Raw genomic sequence first — 16,237 nt, 5'->3', positions numbered from 1 at the left:
GGAACCGGTCATGACCGTTTACTTCATCGGTGCCGGCCCCGGCGACCCGGAACTGATCACCGTGAAAGGCCAGCGCCTGATCCACCGTTGCCCGGTGATCATCTATGCCGGCTCCCTGGTGCCGGCGGCCGTGCTCGAAGGCCACAGCGCCGAACAGGTGGTCAACAGCGCAGAGCTGCACCTGGAACAGATCGTCGAACTGATCAGGATCGCGCATCTGAACGGCCAGGACGTGGCCCGGGTGCACTCCGGCGATCCGAGTCTGTATGGCGCAATCGGCGAGCAGATCCGCTGCCTGCGGGAGCTGGACATCCCTTTCGAAATCGTTCCGGGCGTCACCGCCACCTCAGCCTGCGCGGCCCTGCTCGGCGCCGAGCTGACGCTACCGGACGTGTCCCAGAGCGTGATCCTGACCCGTTACGCGGACAAGACCGCGATGCCCTCCGGTGAAGAACTCGCCAGCCTGGCACAGCATGGCGCAACCATGGCGATTCACCTGGGCGTCAATCACCTGGAAAAAATAGTCGCCGAACTGCTGCCCCACTACGGCGCGGATTGTCCGATCGCGGTGATTCACCGGGCCACGTGGCCGGATCAGGATTGGGTGGTGGGTACGCTGGAGGATATCGCCGGGAAGGTCCAAGCCAAGGGCTTTCGACGTACGGCGCTGATACTGGTGGGGCGTGTGTTGGGCAATGATGTGTTCAGCGAATCATCGCTGTATCGCGCCGGCCATGCGCATCTGTACAGGCCCTGACTCGTCGATATGGCTCAACCGGAATCCCTTGTGGGAGCGAGCCTGCTCGCGAAAGCGGCGGATCAGCCGGCAACGATGTCGAATGTGCCGGCCCCTTCGCGAGCAGGCCCGCTCCCACACGACTGGTGGTGCCCGCCGGAATCGTGACCCTGACCCGGATCCTGTGGGAGCGAGCTTGCTCGCGATGACCATGGGACGTTCAACATCAACGCAAGCTGACCCACCGCTATCGCGAGCAAGCTCGCTTCCACAGGGATCGGCGGCGCCTTTAAGATGGCATGCTGATCACAGAAGCTTTTGTGGCGAGGGAGCTTGCTCCCGCTGGACCGCGAAGCGGTCCCCTGGCGACTCACGCGTCAATCACGGAAGACGCGCGGGTTGCCTTGCGATTGCTACGCAATCGAGCGGGAGCAAGCTCCCTCGCCACAGTGTTCTGCGCGCAGCTAGCACCTATCAGTAGTAGGCGTTTTCTTTCTGCGTGTGGTCGGTCACGTCGCGTACGCCCTTGAGTTCCGGGATGCGCTCGAGCAAGGTGCGCTCGATGCCTTCCTTCAAGGTCACGTCAGCCTGGCCGCAGCCCTGGCAACCGCCGCCGAACTGGAGCACGGCGATGCCGTCTTCCACCACGTCGATCAGCGACACCTGGCCGCCGTGGCTGGCCAGCCCCGGGTTGATCTCGGTTTGCAGGTAATAGTTGATGCGCTCGTTGACCGGACTGTCGGCGTTGACCATCGGTACCTTGGCGTTCGGCGCCTTGATGGTCAGCTGGCCGCCCATGCGGTCGGTGGCGTAGTCGACCACCGCATCGTCCAGGAAAGCTTCGCTGAACGAGTCGATGTACGCGGTGAAGCTCTTGAGCCCCAGCGCGGTATCTTCGGGTTTTTCTTCTCCCGGCTTGCAGTAGGCAATGCACGTCTCTGCGTACTGGGTGCCGGGCTGGGTGATGAAGATGCGGATCCCGATACCCGGGGTGTTCTGCTTGGACAGCAGGTCGGCCAGGTAATCGTGGGCGGCATCGGTAATGGTAATGGCGGTCATGGAAACTCCTCGCAGGCTTGCCGGCAGTTTACGCCAATCATCGCGCCGGACAAAGTCCCAGTATTTTTGTCAGGAAAGCAGCCGACCGCGCAAGGGCGCGAAGCAGCAACTGCCGGGCGAGGTCGCGCTTGATCCGCGCCATCTTCGCTGCGCTCAAGCCATAGGTGATGTGGGTCTTGTGCACGATCCCCCCTGCACCGGCCAGAGCCGGTAATAGATCGGGCCGGTACCGCTTGCGAACATGAGCTAAATTCATGCAAAAGCCCTCCATGATCAAATCCTGCACAGGTTTGCTATCATTCCGGCCTTCGTAATGGTCTTTTTTCCAGGTAGTCCTATGTCTGATCGCAGCGCTCGCCTTTATCTTCTCCAGCAGGCCCTCAAGGAACGCATCCTGATCCTCGACGGCGGCATGGGCACGATGATCCAGAGCTACAAGCTGGAAGAGCAGGACTACCGTGGCAAACGCTTCGCCGACTGGCCGAGCGACGTCAAGGGCAACAACGACTTGCTCGTGCTGACCCGCCCCGACGTGATTGGCGCTATCGAAAAGGCCTACCTGGATGCCGGCGCCGACATCCTCGAAACCAACACCTTCAACGCCACCCAGGTGTCCCAGGCCGACTACGGCATGCAGGGCCTGGCCTACGAGCTGAACCTGGAAGGCGCGCGCCTGGCCCGCAAGGTGGCCGACGCCAAGACCCTCGAAACCCCGGACAAGCCGCGCTTCGTCGCCGGCGTGCTCGGCCCGACCAGCCGCACCTGCTCGCTGTCGCCGGATGTGAACAACCCCGGCTACCGCAACGTGACCTTCGACGAGCTGGTGGAGAACTACACCGAAGCCACCAAGGGCCTGATCGAAGGCGGCGCCGACCTGATCCTGATCGAGACCATTTTCGACACGCTCAATGCCAAGGCCGCGATCTTCGCCGTGCAAGGCGTCTATGAAGAGCTGGGCATCGAGTTGCCGATCATGATTTCCGGCACCATCACCGACGCCTCCGGCCGCACCCTCTCCGGCCAGACCACCGAAGCCTTCTGGAACTCGGTGGCCCACGCCAAGCCGATCTCCGTCGGCCTGAACTGCGCCCTCGGCGCCAGCGAACTGCGCCCGTACCTGGAAGAACTGTCGAACAAGGCCAGCACCCATGTGTCGGCGCACCCCAACGCCGGCCTGCCCAACGAATTCGGCGAATACGACGAGCTGCCGGTGGACACCGCCAAGGTCATTGAAGAATTTGCCCAGAGCGGCTTCCTCAATATCGTCGGCGGTTGCTGCGGCACCACCCCGGCACACATCGAAGCTATCGCCAAGGCCGTCGCTGGTTATGCTCCGCGGCAGATTCCCGAGATTCCCCGGGCGTGCCGCCTGTCGGGCCTGGAACCGTTCACCATCGATCGCAGCTCGTTGTTCGTCAACGTCGGCGAGCGGACCAACATCACCGGCTCCGCCAAATTCGCCCGGCTGATCCGCGAAGACAACTACACCGAAGCCCTGGAAGTGGCACTGCAACAGGTCGAGGCCGGCGCCCAGGTGATCGACATCAACATGGACGAGGGCATGCTCGATTCGAAGAAGGCCATGGTGACCTTCTTCAATCTGATCGCCGGCGAACCGGACATTTCCCGCGTGCCGATCATGATCGACTCCTCCAAGTGGGAAGTCATCGAAGCTGGCCTCAAGTGCATCCAGGGCAAGGGCATCGTCAACTCCATCAGCATGAAGGAAGGCGTCGAGCAGTTCATCCACCACGCCAAGCTGTGCAAGCGCTACGGCGCCGCCGTGGTGGTGATGGCCTTCGACGAAGCCGGCCAGGCCGACACCGAGGCGCGCAAGAAGGAAATCTGCAAGCGCTCCTACGATATCCTGGTCAACGAGGTTGGCTTCCCGCCGGAAGACATCATCTTCGACCCGAACATCTTCGCCGTCGCCACCGGTATCGAAGAGCACAACAACTATGCCGTGGATTTCATCAACGCCTGCGCCTACATCCGCGACGAACTGCCCTACGCGCTGACCTCCGGTGGCGTGTCCAACGTGTCGTTCTCGTTCCGTGGCAACAACCCGGTGCGCGAGGCGATCCACTCGGTGTTCCTGCTGCACGCGATCCGCGCGGGCCTGACCATGGGCATCGTCAACGCCGGCCAACTGGAGATCTACGACCAGATCCCGGTGGAACTGCGCGACGCGGTGGAAGACGTGATCCTCAACCGTACACCCGAAGGCACCGACGCCCTCCTCGCGATCGCCGACAAGTACAAGGGCGACGGCAGCGTCAAGGAAGCGGAAACCGAAGAATGGCGCGGCTGGGAAGTGAACAAGCGCCTGGAGCACGCGCTGGTCAAGGGCATCACCACCCACATCGTCGAGGACACCGAGGAATCGCGCCTGTCCTTCGCCCGCCCGATCGAAGTGATCGAAGGCCCGCTGATGGCCGGCATGAACATCGTCGGCGACCTGTTTGGCGCCGGCAAGATGTTCCTGCCCCAGGTGGTCAAGTCCGCCCGCGTGATGAAGCAGGCCGTGGCGCACCTGATTCCGTTCATCGAAGCGGAAAAAGGCGACAAGCCAGAGGCCAAGGGCAAGATCCTGATGGCCACGGTCAAGGGCGACGTCCACGACATCGGCAAGAACATTGTCGGCGTGGTGCTGGGGTGCAACGGCTACGACGTGGTCGACCTCGGCGTGATGGTGCCGGCGGAGAAAATCCTTCAGGTGGCCAAAGATGAGAAGTGCGACATCATCGGCCTGTCCGGCCTGATCACACCGTCCCTGGATGAAATGGTGCATGTGGCGCGGGAGATGCAGCGCCAGGACTTCCACCTGCCGCTGATGATCGGTGGCGCCACGACCTCCAAGGCCCATACCGCCGTGAAGATCGAACCCAAGTACAGCAATGATGCAGTGATTTACGTCACCGACGCCTCCCGCGCCGTGGGCGTGGCGACGCAGTTGCTGTCCAAGGAGCTCAAGCCGGCGTTTGTCGAGAAGACCCGCCTGGACTACATAGACGTGCGCGAGCGCACCTCCAACCGCAGCGCCCGCACCGAGCGCCTGAGCTACCCGGCGGCGGTGGCGAAGAAGCCGCAGTTCGACTGGAGCAGCTACCAGCCGGTCAAGCCGACTTTCACCGGCGCACGGGTGCTGGACGATATCGACCTGAACGTTCTGGCCGAGTACATCGACTGGACGCCGTTTTTCATTTCCTGGGACCTGGCCGGCAAATACCCGCGCATCCTCACCGACGAAGTGGTCGGCGAAGCGGCCACCGCGCTGTACGCCGATGCCCGGGCGATGCTGCGCAAGCTGATCGACGAGAAACTCATCAGCGCCCGTGCCGTGTTCGGCTTCTGGCCGGCCAACCAAGTGCATGACGACGACCTGGAAGTCTATGGCGACGACGGCAAGCCACTGGCGCGCCTGCATCACCTGCGCCAGCAGATCATCAAGACCGACGGCAAGCCGAACTTCTCCCTGGCCGACTTCGTCGCACCCAAGGACAGCGGCGTGACCGACTATGTCGGTGGCTTCATCACCACCGCCGGCATCGGTGCCGAAGAAGTCGCCAAGGCCTACCAGAACGCCGGCGACGACTACAACTCGATCATGGTCAAGGCCCTGGCCGACCGATTGGCCGAAGCTTGCGCCGAATGGCTGCACCAGCAGGTGCGCAAGGAGTATTGGGGCTATGCCAAGGATGAGCGCCTGGACAACGAGGCGCTGATCAAGGAGCAATACACCGGCATCCGCCCTGCCCCCGGATACCCGGCCTGCCCGGATCACACCGAGAAAGCCACCCTGTTCCGCCTGCTCGACCCCGAGGCCAGCGAACTGAAAGCCGGACGCAGCGGCGTGTTCCTCACCGAACACTACGCGATGTTCCCGGCGGCGGCGGTCAGCGGCTGGTACTTCGCCCATCCCCAGGCGCAGTATTTCGCCGTGGGCAAGATCGACAAGGACCAGGTCCAGAGCTACACCGCGCGCAAGGGCCAGGACCTGAGCGTGACCGAGCGCTGGCTGGCGCCGAACCTGGGCTACGACAACTGATCAGGCGTTTCTGAAAAGATCGCAGCCGAGGCGCGCTGCGATCTTTTCCCTGGGGTTGTCTATGCTTGTCCCAAACCCATGGCAGACGAGGGATTTATGGACGATCCAGTCGACAACAAGCCGCCGACCCTGTTGCAGATGATGCACAGCGTGCTGGCCGCCGCTTTCGGCGTGCAGAGCGGCAAGAACCGCGCCCGGGATTTCACCCACGGTAAGCCGAGTCACTTCGTGATACTGGGAATCGCGTTCACGGTGATCTTCGCCTTGACCCTGTTCGGCATCGTCAAGCTGGTGGTGCATCTGGCGGGGTTGTGACGCCCTTCAACATCACACACTTACCCCTGTGGGAGCGAGCCCGCTCGCGAAAACGATAGTCCAGTCGATGATGATGATGTCGACTGACACATCGCTTTCGCGAGCAGGCTCGCTCCCTCAATGGGTTATGCGTGGATTGGGACGTTATTGATGACTGACCCAGAACACCGCCGTGCCCACCACCAGGATAATCAGGAACAGAATGGCCCAGGCATCAACGGTACTGTCGCTTTTCCTTGCTTTGGTCGGATTACTCATTGCATCGCCTCTTGTCGGTTTTGTAGGTGATTGCATAGGGACTCGACCACAGTTAAGACGATGATTGCCCGTACGACAAATGTGGGTTAGCCAATAATCGAAGGCATTAGTCGATTTGGTTCTTTACATATACTCAAACATCACTTTTGCGCATAACTCAAAACAGGTATCTTGCACCGGCTCCTCTAGGAGTGCGCGGCCGTGCGCGCAGAATTGCCGAGGCAGAACCCGATTTCAGCGAGCCAACCTGCAGCTGTTTCTGATCGGCCCAAGCCTGAGAACGAGACTTATATGTACGTATATGACGAGTACGATCAGCGGATCATCGAGGACCGCGTCAAGCAGTTCCGTGATCAGACCCGACGCTATCTGGCAGGCGAGCTGAGCGAAGAAGAATTCCGCCCTCTGCGCTTGCAGAATGGCCTGTATATCCAGCGCTTCGCCCCGATGCTGCGCGTGGCGGTGCCTTATGGCCAACTGACCTCGCGCCAGGTGCGCAAGCTGGCCCAGATTGCCCGCGACTATGACAAGGGCTACGCCCACATCAGTACCCGGCAGAACGTCCAGTACAACTGGCCTGCCCTGGAAGACGTGCCCGAGATCCTGGCGGAACTGGCCACCGTGCAGATGCACGCGATCCAGACCAGCGGCAACTGCCTGCGCAACGTGACCACCGATCAGTTTGCCGGCGTCGCGGCCGACGAACTGATCGACCCGCGCCCATGGTGCGAGATCGTTCGCCAATGGACCACGTTCCACCCGGAATTCGCCTACCTGCCGCGCAAGTTCAAGATCGCCATCAATGGCTCGACCTCGGACCGCGCGGCCATCGAAGTCCATGACATCGGCCTCGAAGCGGTCTACAACGCCGCCGGCGAGCTGGGCTTCCGCGTGCTGGTAGGCGGCGGCCTGGGCCGTACGCCGGTGGTCGGCGCGTTCATCAACGAGTTCCTGCCATGGCAGGACCTGCTGAGCTACCTCGACGCCATCCTGCGGGTGTACAACCGCTACGGGCGTCGCGACAACAAATACAAGGCGCGGATCAAGATCCTGGTCAAGGCCCTGACGCCTGAAGTGTTCGCCGAAAAGGTCGAGGCCGAAATGGTCCACCTGCGCGGCGGCCAGACCACCCTGACCGAAGCCGAAGTCCATCGCGTGGCCAAGCATTTCGTCGACCCGGCCTACAAGGCCCTGGACAACCAGGACGCCGAACTGGCCGCCCTCGACAAGGAACACCCGGGCTTCGCGCGCTGGCGGACACGCAACACCCTCAAGCACAAGAAACCGGGCTACGTCGCGGTGACCCTGTCGCTGAAGCCGACCGGTGTCGCACCGGGCGATATCACCGACAAGCAGATGGACGCCGTGGCCGACCTGGCCGACCGCTACAGCTTTGGCCAGCTGCGCACGTCCCACGAGCAGAACATCATCCTGGCGGACGTTGAACAGAGCCAGTTGTTCACCTTGTGGGGCGAGCTGCGCGAGCAAGGCTTCGCCACGCCGAACATCGGCCTGCTGACCGACATGATCTGCTGCCCGGGCGGGGATTTCTGCTCGCTGGCGAACGCCAAATCGATCCCGATCGCCGAGTCGATCCAGCGCCGCTTCGACGACCTCGACTACCTGTTCGACATCGGCGAGCTGGACCTGAACATTTCCGGCTGCATGAATGCCTGCGGTCACCACCACGTCGGTCACATCGGCATCCTCGGCGTGGACAAGAAAGGCGAGGAGTTCTACCAGGTCTCCCTCGGTGGCAGCGGCAGCCGCGACGCCAGCCTGGGCAAGATCCTCGGCCCGTCGTTTGCCCAGGATGACATGCCGGATGTGATCGAGAAGCTGATCGACGTGTACATCGAACAACGTACCGAAGACGAGCGTTTCATCGACACTTATCAACGTATCGGCATCGACCTCTTCAAGGAACGCGTCTATGCAGCGAATCATTAAGAACAACGAGGTCATCGACGAAACCTGGCACTTGCTGCCCAAGGACGCGACCTTCGATGGCATTTCCAACTGCGACGACCTGATCGTGCCCCTCGCCCTTTGGCGCGACCATGCCCATGCGCTCAAAGCCCGTGATGGCGGCCTGGGCGTGTGGCTGGATGCCGACGAAGAAGCGGAAGAAATCGGCGATGACGCCAATCAGCTCCAAGTCATCGCACTGAACTTCCCGGCCTTCACCGACGGGCGCAGCTACTCCAACGCGCGCCTGTTGCGCGAACGATATGGCTTCAAGGGCGAATTGCGCGCCATTGGCGATGTGCTGCGCGACCAGTTGTTCTACATGCGCCGCTGCGGTTTTGACGCCTTTGCCCTGCGTGCCGACAAAGACCCCTATGAAGCCCTCGAAAGCCTCAAGGACTTTTCGGTGACCTACCAGGCGGCCACTGACGAACCGTTGCCACTGTTTCGCCGCCGCTGATAGTTGAAGTATGAAAAAGCCCTGATCCGGGTGTACCGGGTCAGGGCTTTTTTGTTGGTCTCGACTTCGAAACCTCTGTGGGAGCGAGCCTGCTCGCGAAAGCGGTGGATCAGCTTGCATCCATGGCGAATGCACCGCCGTCTTCGCGAGCAGGCTCGCTCCCACAGGGGACAATGTTGGTGCGACTTCAGTGGATTACCAGAACCGCTGCTGCGTCAGGCGGCTCCACCAGCTCAGCAGCACCCGGTCCACCGAACCGCTGGCCGCCATGCCGATGCGCTCCTGCAGGCTTTTGCGTTCGGCATAGTGCAGGTGATAGAGCTCGGCACCCTTGGCCCGTTCGGCCAGGTATTCATCGCTGGTCTTGAGCTCGTCCACCAGGCGTTTCTCCAGCGCGGCGACACCGAGCCAGACCTCGCCGGTTGCCACTTCATCGATAGCCAGCTGCGGGCGGTAGTTGGACACGAAGTTCTTGAACAACTCATGGGTGATGTCCAGGTCCTCCTGGAATTTTTCCCGGCCCTTCTCGGTATTCTCGCCAAACACCGTCAATGTGCGTTTGTACTCGCCGGCGGTCAGCACTTCGAAATCGATGTCGTGTTTCTTCAGCAGGCGATTGACGTTGGGCAATTGGGCCACGACGCCGATGGAGCCGAGGATCGCGAACGGGGCGCTGATGATCTTCTCGCCGATGCACGCCATCATGTAGCCGCCGCTGGCTGCAACCTTGTCGATGCACACCGTCAGCGGCACGCCGGCCTGACGGATCCGCGCCAGTTGCGACGAGGCCAGGCCGTAGCTGTGGACCATGCCGCCACCGCTTTCCAGGCGCAGGACCACTTCGTCCTTCGGGGTCGCCAGGGTCAGCAGCGCGGTAATTTCGTGACGCAGGCTCTCGGTGGCGGAAGCCTTGATATCGCCATCGAAGTCCAGCACGAACACCCGGGGCTTGGCCGCCGGTTTGTCTTTCTGTTTCTTCCCGGCTTTTTCAGCCTTGCCTTCGCTCTTGCGCAGCGCCTTGAGCTGGTCCTTGTCCAGCAGCGTCTGCTCCAGACGCTCACGCAAGCCCTTGTAGAAATCGTTGAGCTTGCTGACTTGCAACTGCCCGGCCGACTTGCGCCGTCCCTTGCTGCGCAACGCAGCAAAACTGGCCATGACCACCAGAATGGCGATCACCAGCGTCACCGTCTTGGCCAGAAAACCGGCGTATTCGACAAAAAACTCCACAGCGACTCCTTAAATGCAATGCGCCACTGAACGCAGGCGCGTAACGGTCCCAGCATACCCATGCGCCTGCCCCGCTGCCAGCCATGAAACCTGCTGTTACCGTAACGCGGGTGAGTCCGGACGGGCCTGTAACGGTCATTTCAAACGAGCGTATGTTTTTTCGTTGACAGCCCTCCGCCATCCTCATAACCTCGCCAAACCTTCAACGTACCGGGATGACGCGGACGTGGGCAGCATTTATCTGATACGACATGGCCAGGCCTCCTTTGGTGCGGATGACTACGATGTCCTTTCGCCCAATGGCATACGCCAGGCCCAAGTGCTCGGCGGCCACCTGGCGGAGCTCGGCGTCGTGTTCGATCGCTGCCTCTCGGGCGACCTGCGTCGCCAGCAGGACACCGCTATCGGCACGCTGGGCGCGATGTCCGCTGTCGGGCTGCCGGTTCCCGAGGTGGAAATCGACGCGGCGTTCAACGAATTCGATGCCGACGCGGTGATCCGCGCGCTGCTCCCGGACATGCTGCCCCAGGAGCCCGAAGCGCTGCACATCCTGCGCAACGCGGCGCAGAACCGCGGAGAGTTCCAGCGCATTTTTGCCTTGATCGTCGAACGCTGGCTCAGCGGCCAGTATGACCCGCCCGGGCTGGAGAGCTGGCTGGGTTTTGTCGAGCGGGTCCAGGCCGGCCTGCACCGCATCCTCGAAAAGGCCGACAAGACCCACAAGATCGCCGTGTTCACCTCCGGCGGGACCATCACCGCCCTGCTTCACCTGATCACCCAGATGCCTGCCCGGCAAGCTTTCGAGCTGAACTGGCAGATCGTCAACACCTCGCTCAACCAACTGAAATTCAGAGGCCGCGAGGTGGCCCTGGCTTCCTTCAACAGTCATGCGCATCTGCAACTGCTGAAGACCCCGGACCTCATCACCTTCCGCTGAGGCCGGATTACTTGCAGACCCTTGCTGTACCACTCAAATAAGGATCGAAACAATGACCTCCGTAGCCGACGCCGTAAAAGCCATGCAAGCCAAGTTCAACCCAGCCGCCGCTGCCGGCCTGGACCTGGTATTTGGTTTCAATATCACTGACGAAGACAAGCAGTACGCCCTGATCGTCAAGGATGGCACCTGCGACATCCAGGAAGGCGAACACCCAGACGCCAACTGCACGCTGATCCTGGACAGCGAAACCCTCAAAGGCATCGTCAGCGGCGAGACCGACGGCATGCAAGCGTTCATGGGCGGCAAGCTGCGCGTTGAAGGCGACATGATGCTGTCGATGAAACTGGCCGAACTGTTCCCTTCCTGAGATTGAGCTCGCGTTCCTCGCAAGCCTTTTGATCGCTGACGAATCCCGCCCCCGTGGCGGGATTCGTGTTTCTTGCCTTGAATCTCTTGTTGAACGCCCCCCCTGCCATCGTCGAAACACCTACAATGCCCGCTCCACCCGCTTCGGCCCGACCATGGACATCGACCTCGCCCGTACCTTCCTGGAAATCGTCCGCCACGGCAGCCTCGCCGCTGCGGCGCAAAAACTGCACGTCACCCAGACGGCGATAACCGCCCGAGTCCAGAAGCTCGAAAGCCAGCTCGGCTGCGCGCTGTTCGTGCGTAACCGTGCCGGTGCGCGATTGACCGCCGATGGCGAAGCCTTCGTGGTCTACGCCAACCAGCTCGTACAGACGTGGGAGGCCGCCCGCCGGGACCTGCCGCTGCCTGAGGGTTATCGCAACGTCTTGCATCTCGGTGGCGAGGTCAGCTTGTGCAATCCCCTGATGCTTGCCTGGGCGGGGGAGCTGCGCCAGAAAATCCCCGGCCATGCCCTGCGCATGGACATCCGCGACGGTGAAAAACTCTTGCAGCAACTGGAGCTGGGTCTGCTGGATGCGGCGGTGGTCTATCAGCCCGAATACTGGCCGCGATTGCAGGTGGAGCAGTTGCTGGAGGAAAAACTCATCCTGGTGCGCCTGGCCGCTCGCCCCGAGCCCTACGTGTACATCGACTGGAGCGCGGACTTCCGGCGCCAGCACGACACGGCGCTTCCGGACAAGGCCAAGGCCGCCGTGACCTTCAATCTCGGTCCACTGGCGCTGCAATATATTCTGGAAAACGGCGGTAGCGGCTACTTCCGCACCCGGGTCGTGCAGAGCTACCTGGACAGCGGCATTCTGGAGCGGGTGCCCAAGGCGCCGGAGTTCAACTACCCGACCTACCTGGTGTATTCCAGGGACCGCGATTCGGCGGCATTGCAACAGGCGTTCGAGGTGCTGCGGGGGATCGTCAAGGCTGGCAGTGACTGGTCCCAGCGTTGGGATCCGCTGGGCTGATGCCCGGTTATCTGTGGCGAGGGGATTTATCCCCGTTGGGCTGCGCAGCAGTCCCTCGCAACTTCAAATGGGGCCGCTTCGCGACCCAACGGGGATAAATCCCCTCGCCACAACGGTTCCTAGCTGATCGCTATGCGCCTTCTATATCCGCGCGGCGATCTTGTCCTTGGTCTGCAAGCGTTCTTTCTTGAGTGTCTCCAAAGCAGGATCGGACAGCGTGACGGGCGGCTTCTCGGCATTCACGACCTCGGCGTCGATTCGCGCATACTTCTTGAGCAATTCGTCGAGCGTCGGATCCTCGCTACGCTTCTGCTGGATGTGGTCTTTTGTGCAATCAAGATCCTGGCAAAGATCATGGGACACCGGCATGGAGCACCTCCTTTGGTTGGTTCGGTGGCGAGTGCTTTTCATGGCACTGCCTGTCACCAGCATGGCCTTGCCGGTCGGCTTCTGTCGACCGCCAATCCGACCAGCGGTGACCGTTCGTCGTGCCGCGCCGCGCCCCGATCAAACCTTCGGCCCCTTCCCGCTCTCCATTGAACAGTGACCACAAGAACACTCGTACAACCTGTGTGGAGACTTACCTATGGACAGATTTACCCTGCGTCAACTCGGCCTTGCAGTTGCCCTGAGTACCAGCATGGGCATGGCATGGGCCGCGACGTCCAACGACTTTGTCGATAACGCGGCGGCCAACGGCATAGCGGAAATCGAAACCAGCAAACTGGCGCTGCAAAAAAGCCAATCGGCGGACATCAAGGAGTTCGCCAACAAGATGATCACCGACCACACCAAAGCCAACGAAGAGCTGAAGGCGCTGGCGCAAAAACACGACATCGAAGTACCGGATGACACCACGTTGATGAAAAAGGCCAAGGCCAAGATTCTCGATGTGCGTGACGAGTCCTTCGATCCAGCCTTCGCCAATAACCAGGTGATGGCCCATGAAGAAACCATCGCCCTGTTCAAGAAGGAAGCCGAGACCGTCACCGACGACAAGAAGCCCGGCAATACCGAACTCAAGGCGTTTGCCCAGAAAATGCTGCCCGACCTGCAGCATCACCTGGAAATGGCCAAGAAGCTCCAGGCCGCGCATCCTAGTAAATAACTCAAAGCAATGCATGAAAAAGCCCGACTATCGAGTCGGGCTTTTTGTTGGCTAGCTGTCGGCGGTATCGATGTCGGCGTCGGTCTTGTCGCCGGGGCCAGGTCGATCCGGCTCTGGCTTGAAGCCAGGGCTGTAGGTGTTGTCGTTGTCCTGGTGATGTTGTTTCTGATCGACCTCGCTGGCAGCGCTGTGAGCCTGGTGCGTTCCAGCCGGACCGGCGGGCGGGTTGCCCGGCGCTTGGGGATCGACGGCCGGATCGTTACGCGAAGACTGGGTCTGCGTCTGGCCTTGTTGCTGGGTATTTGCAGGATCGCTCATTGGACACCTCGTTCATGACAGGGCCGGTTCAATCGACGGCCTTGGTTATTCGAAGGTGGCAAGGCGGCTGGGTTCCATTCTTTTGCAGCATGCTCAGCCGCCCAGTACCGACCTGACCATCCGGGTTAGCGCATCCGGGCTATAGGGTTTGCTCAGCAGATGGGTGTCCGGGCTCAACTGATGATTGCGCGAGATGATGTCGCGGGTGTGCCCGGACGTGAACAACACCGGCACCGGCGGGGACTGGACCTTGGCCCAGGCGGCCAGGTCGGAGCTCTTGATCAGCCCGGGCATGACCACGTCGGTGAAGATCAGGTCGACCGCGATGCCCTCCAGCAACAGTTTCATGGCCTCGTCGCCATTCGCTGCGGTCAGGGTCCGATAACCCGACAGCTCGAGCAATTCCACCGAGGCACCGCGCACGTCATCGTTGTCCTCGACCACCAGGACAGTTTCCTGCAAGCCCGACTGATTCGCGCGGTGGTGCGTCTGCTCCTCCGACTCGGGCCTATGGCTGCGCGGGAAGTACATGTGCACCTGGGTGCCTTCTCCCGGATGACTGGAAATCTCGATATGGCCGCCGCTCTGCTTGACGAACCCGAACACCATGCTCAAGCCGAGCCCGGTACCGTGGCCGTCGGTCTTGGTGGTGAAGAACGGCTCGAAAACCTGCTTGAGGACTTCAGGCGCCATGCCCGCGCCACAATCGGTCACCGACAGCCGTACGTAATCGCCAGCCGCAACACCTTTACCGGCGCATGATGACTCATCCAGTGCGATGTTCTCGCCGATCAGGCAGATGGTCCCTTCGCCGCCCATGGCATCGCGGGCGTTGATCGCCAGGTTCAACAGGGCGTTTTCCAATTGGTTGCGGTCGACATGGATGCACCAAGGCTCATCCGGCAACGCCACGTCGATCCGGATGGTTTCCCCCAGTGCCCGTTGCAACAACTCGCCCAGGCCATCGTAGATGCGCCGTGGATTGTAGACGGCCGGGGACAAGGGCTGGCGCCGGGCAAAAGCCAATAGTTGCGATGACAGCTTGGCGCCTCGCTCTACGGCTTCGATGGACGCCCCGACCCGCCGTTGCACGTTGGGATTGTCGGGTTCGTGGCGAGCCAGCAGATGCAGGTTTCCACCGATCACCTGGAGCAGATTGTTGAAGTCGTGGGCCACGCCCCCCGTAAGCCCGCCGATGGCCTCGAGCTTCTGCGATTGGCGCAACTGTTCTTCAGCCGCCAGCCGCGCCTGTACTTCATCGGCGACCCGTTGTTCCAGCTCGCGGGTGAACTTGAGCAACGACGCTTCGGCAGTCTTGCGCTCATTGATGTCGATCAGCACACCGGGAAAACGCAGGGGCTTGCCCAACGCATCGAACTCGCAGCGGCCGCTGGCCAGCACCCAGAGGTATTCGTCCTCACCACGGCGCACACGGTATTCAGCGCTGTAGGGCGCGCCCGTGCGCACCGTCAGGTCGACACGTTGCTCCACGTCGGCAAGATCATCCGGATGGATGCGCTGGCGAGCGATCTCGATGGGCAGTGCATCCAACGAACATTCGGGCGGATAGCCGAACGTACGGGCGAAACGCTCGTCGCCGGACAGTGTGTCGGCCGGGATATCCCAGACAAACGAGCCCAGCAACGGCCCGGCCGAAAGCGCCAACTGAATACGCTCGTTGACCGCACGGTAGCTGCGTTCCGCCTCTTGTCGGGCCCGCTCGCTGAGCACCAGTTCGGTGGTTTCCACGACGATCGCCAGGACGCCAGCCGGCGAATGATCATCGTCGGGCACCGGGCTGTAATAGAGGTCCATCCAGACGTCTTCGGGCTTGCCGTCGCGCAGCAATACCAGTTCCTTGCTGCGGTAGGACAAGGTGCCGCCCGCCAGGCACACGTCGAGTACATGGCGATTGAATTCAGCGACTTCCGGCCAACCCAGCTCCACCGCGCGCCCCAACAGGTACGGGTGACGGCCGCCGGCAAACTCGGCATAGGCATCGTTATAAATCATGAAGCCCTGGCGGCCCCACAACATGACCATCGGCAAGGGCGAAGCCAGCATCAACTGGACAGCGCTGCGCAGGCTGGCGGACCAGTGCTCGATCGCACCCAGTTCGGTGCGACTCCAATCGTAGGCCCGGATACGTCGGGCCATCTCACCGTCCCAACCGGGACACCCGTTACTCTGGGATAAGAACTTCATGGAACGACTCTCACCTCAAACTACCAGCAGGGAAGCGGCATACCACAAGTCCCTTGTGCTAGTGCTTCGAGCGCGGGGTTGGCAATTGGTTCATGCCGAAGCCCCTGCGCCGGTCCTGCCTGGTCCGGGGGACAGGGTGGACACCGTGGCGAGGGAGCTTGCTCCCGCTCGGCTGCGCAGCAGTCGTAAAAAACCCGCTGTTATCCAGAT

Annotated in this window: 15 protein-coding genes; 9 read left to right on the top strand and 6 right to left on the bottom strand. The window is 61.5% G+C overall.

Annotation, left to right across the window (positions count from 1 at the left end; all coding sequences use genetic code 11):
* Positions 1–10: 10 nt before the first annotated feature.
* Positions 11–757, top strand: a complete 747-nt coding sequence (gene cobM, locus J3P96_RS10895; RefSeq protein WP_434657012.1) for a precorrin-4 C(11)-methyltransferase — start codon at positions 11–13, stop codon at positions 755–757.
* A gap of 453 nt (positions 758–1,210) precedes the next feature.
* Here the strand turns inward: cobM and nfuA are convergent, their stop codons facing one another.
* Complete coding sequence (nfuA, locus tag J3P96_RS10890) at positions 1,211–1,795, bottom strand: Fe-S biogenesis protein NfuA (protein WP_003182850.1); 585 nt, start codon at positions 1,793–1,795, stop codon at positions 1,211–1,213.
* A 37-nt stretch (positions 1,796–1,832) separates the two neighbouring features.
* Positions 1,833–2,081, bottom strand: a complete 249-nt coding sequence (locus J3P96_RS10885; RefSeq protein ID WP_434657010.1) for a hypothetical protein — start codon at positions 2,079–2,081, stop codon at positions 1,833–1,835.
* A 51-nt stretch (positions 2,082–2,132) separates the two neighbouring features.
* On the opposite strand from J3P96_RS10885, the gene metH reads away from it, so the two are divergent.
* The 4 genes from metH to J3P96_RS10865 all read left to right on the top strand — a co-directional run bounded on the left by metH (position 2,133) and on the right by J3P96_RS10865 (position 8,844).
* On the top strand, positions 2,133–5,843 hold the full coding sequence (metH, locus tag J3P96_RS10880) for a methionine synthase (protein ID WP_434657008.1): 3,711 nt from the start codon (positions 2,133–2,135) through the stop codon (positions 5,841–5,843).
* Between the two features lie 96 nt (positions 5,844–5,939).
* A complete protein-coding gene (locus tag J3P96_RS10875) occupies positions 5,940–6,158 on the top strand; it encodes a DUF2970 domain-containing protein (RefSeq protein ID WP_024781254.1) in 219 nt (72 codons plus the stop codon).
* A 549-nt stretch (positions 6,159–6,707) separates the two neighbouring features.
* Positions 6,708–8,366 carry a nitrite/sulfite reductase gene (locus tag J3P96_RS10870; protein WP_434573404.1) on the top strand — a complete coding sequence of 553 codons (1,659 nt, stop codon included), beginning with the start codon at positions 6,708–6,710 and terminating at the stop codon, positions 8,364–8,366.
* Positions 8,350–8,844, top strand: a complete 495-nt coding sequence (locus tag J3P96_RS10865) for a DUF934 domain-containing protein (protein WP_305500286.1) — start codon at positions 8,350–8,352, stop codon at positions 8,842–8,844. Before J3P96_RS10870 ends, J3P96_RS10865 begins: the two co-directional genes overlap by 17 nt.
* A gap of 195 nt (positions 8,845–9,039) precedes the next feature.
* On the opposite strand, the gene sohB is transcribed toward J3P96_RS10865, so the two are convergent.
* Complete coding sequence (gene sohB / locus J3P96_RS10860; protein WP_305500284.1) at positions 9,040–10,071, bottom strand: protease SohB; 1,032 nt, start codon at positions 10,069–10,071, stop codon at positions 9,040–9,042.
* Between the two features lie 226 nt (positions 10,072–10,297).
* Between sohB and J3P96_RS10855 the strand changes: the two genes are divergently transcribed.
* The 3 genes from J3P96_RS10855 (at position 10,298) to J3P96_RS10845 (ending at position 12,396) form a co-directional block, all read left to right on the top strand.
* Positions 10,298–11,008 carry a histidine phosphatase family protein gene (locus J3P96_RS10855; RefSeq protein WP_434630134.1) on the top strand — a complete coding sequence of 237 codons (711 nt, stop codon included), beginning with the start codon at positions 10,298–10,300 and terminating at the stop codon, positions 11,006–11,008.
* Positions 11,009–11,060: 52 nt separating this feature from the next.
* Positions 11,061–11,378 carry an SCP2 sterol-binding domain-containing protein gene (locus J3P96_RS10850; protein ID WP_434657005.1) on the top strand — a complete coding sequence of 106 codons (318 nt, stop codon included), beginning with the start codon at positions 11,061–11,063 and terminating at the stop codon, positions 11,376–11,378.
* A 154-nt stretch (positions 11,379–11,532) separates the two neighbouring features.
* Positions 11,533–12,396, top strand: coding sequence for a LysR family transcriptional regulator (locus J3P96_RS10845; RefSeq protein WP_305501220.1), 864 nt, complete (start codon positions 11,533–11,535; stop codon positions 12,394–12,396).
* A 141-nt stretch (positions 12,397–12,537) separates the two neighbouring features.
* Here J3P96_RS10845 and J3P96_RS10840 read toward each other — a convergent pair whose 3' ends face one another.
* Positions 12,538–12,765: a YdcH family protein gene (locus J3P96_RS10840; RefSeq protein WP_305500279.1), complete on the bottom strand. Its 228-nt coding sequence runs from the start codon at positions 12,763–12,765 to the stop codon at positions 12,538–12,540.
* A 217-nt stretch (positions 12,766–12,982) separates the two neighbouring features.
* Between J3P96_RS10840 and J3P96_RS10835 the strand changes: the two genes are divergently transcribed.
* Complete coding sequence (locus J3P96_RS10835; protein ID WP_434573397.1) at positions 12,983–13,504, top strand: DUF4142 domain-containing protein; 522 nt, start codon at positions 12,983–12,985, stop codon at positions 13,502–13,504.
* A gap of 51 nt (positions 13,505–13,555) precedes the next feature.
* Here the strand turns inward: J3P96_RS10835 and J3P96_RS10830 are convergent, their stop codons facing one another.
* A complete protein-coding gene (locus tag J3P96_RS10830; RefSeq protein WP_434573395.1) occupies positions 13,556–13,822 on the bottom strand; it encodes a hypothetical protein in 267 nt (88 codons plus the stop codon).
* Between the two features lie 93 nt (positions 13,823–13,915).
* A complete protein-coding gene (locus J3P96_RS10825; protein ID WP_434657003.1) occupies positions 13,916–16,027 on the bottom strand; it encodes an ATP-binding protein in 2,112 nt (703 codons plus the stop codon).
* Positions 16,028–16,237 lie beyond the last annotated feature (210 nt).

Origin of the sequence: Pseudomonas sp. R3-56 (assembly GCF_051132075.1) — a bacterium.
GTDB lineage: Bacteria > Pseudomonadota > Gammaproteobacteria > Pseudomonadales > Pseudomonadaceae > Aquipseudomonas.
Note: the sequence above shows the minus strand (reverse complement) of the source record. Positions and strands in the feature narration are given on the sequence as shown.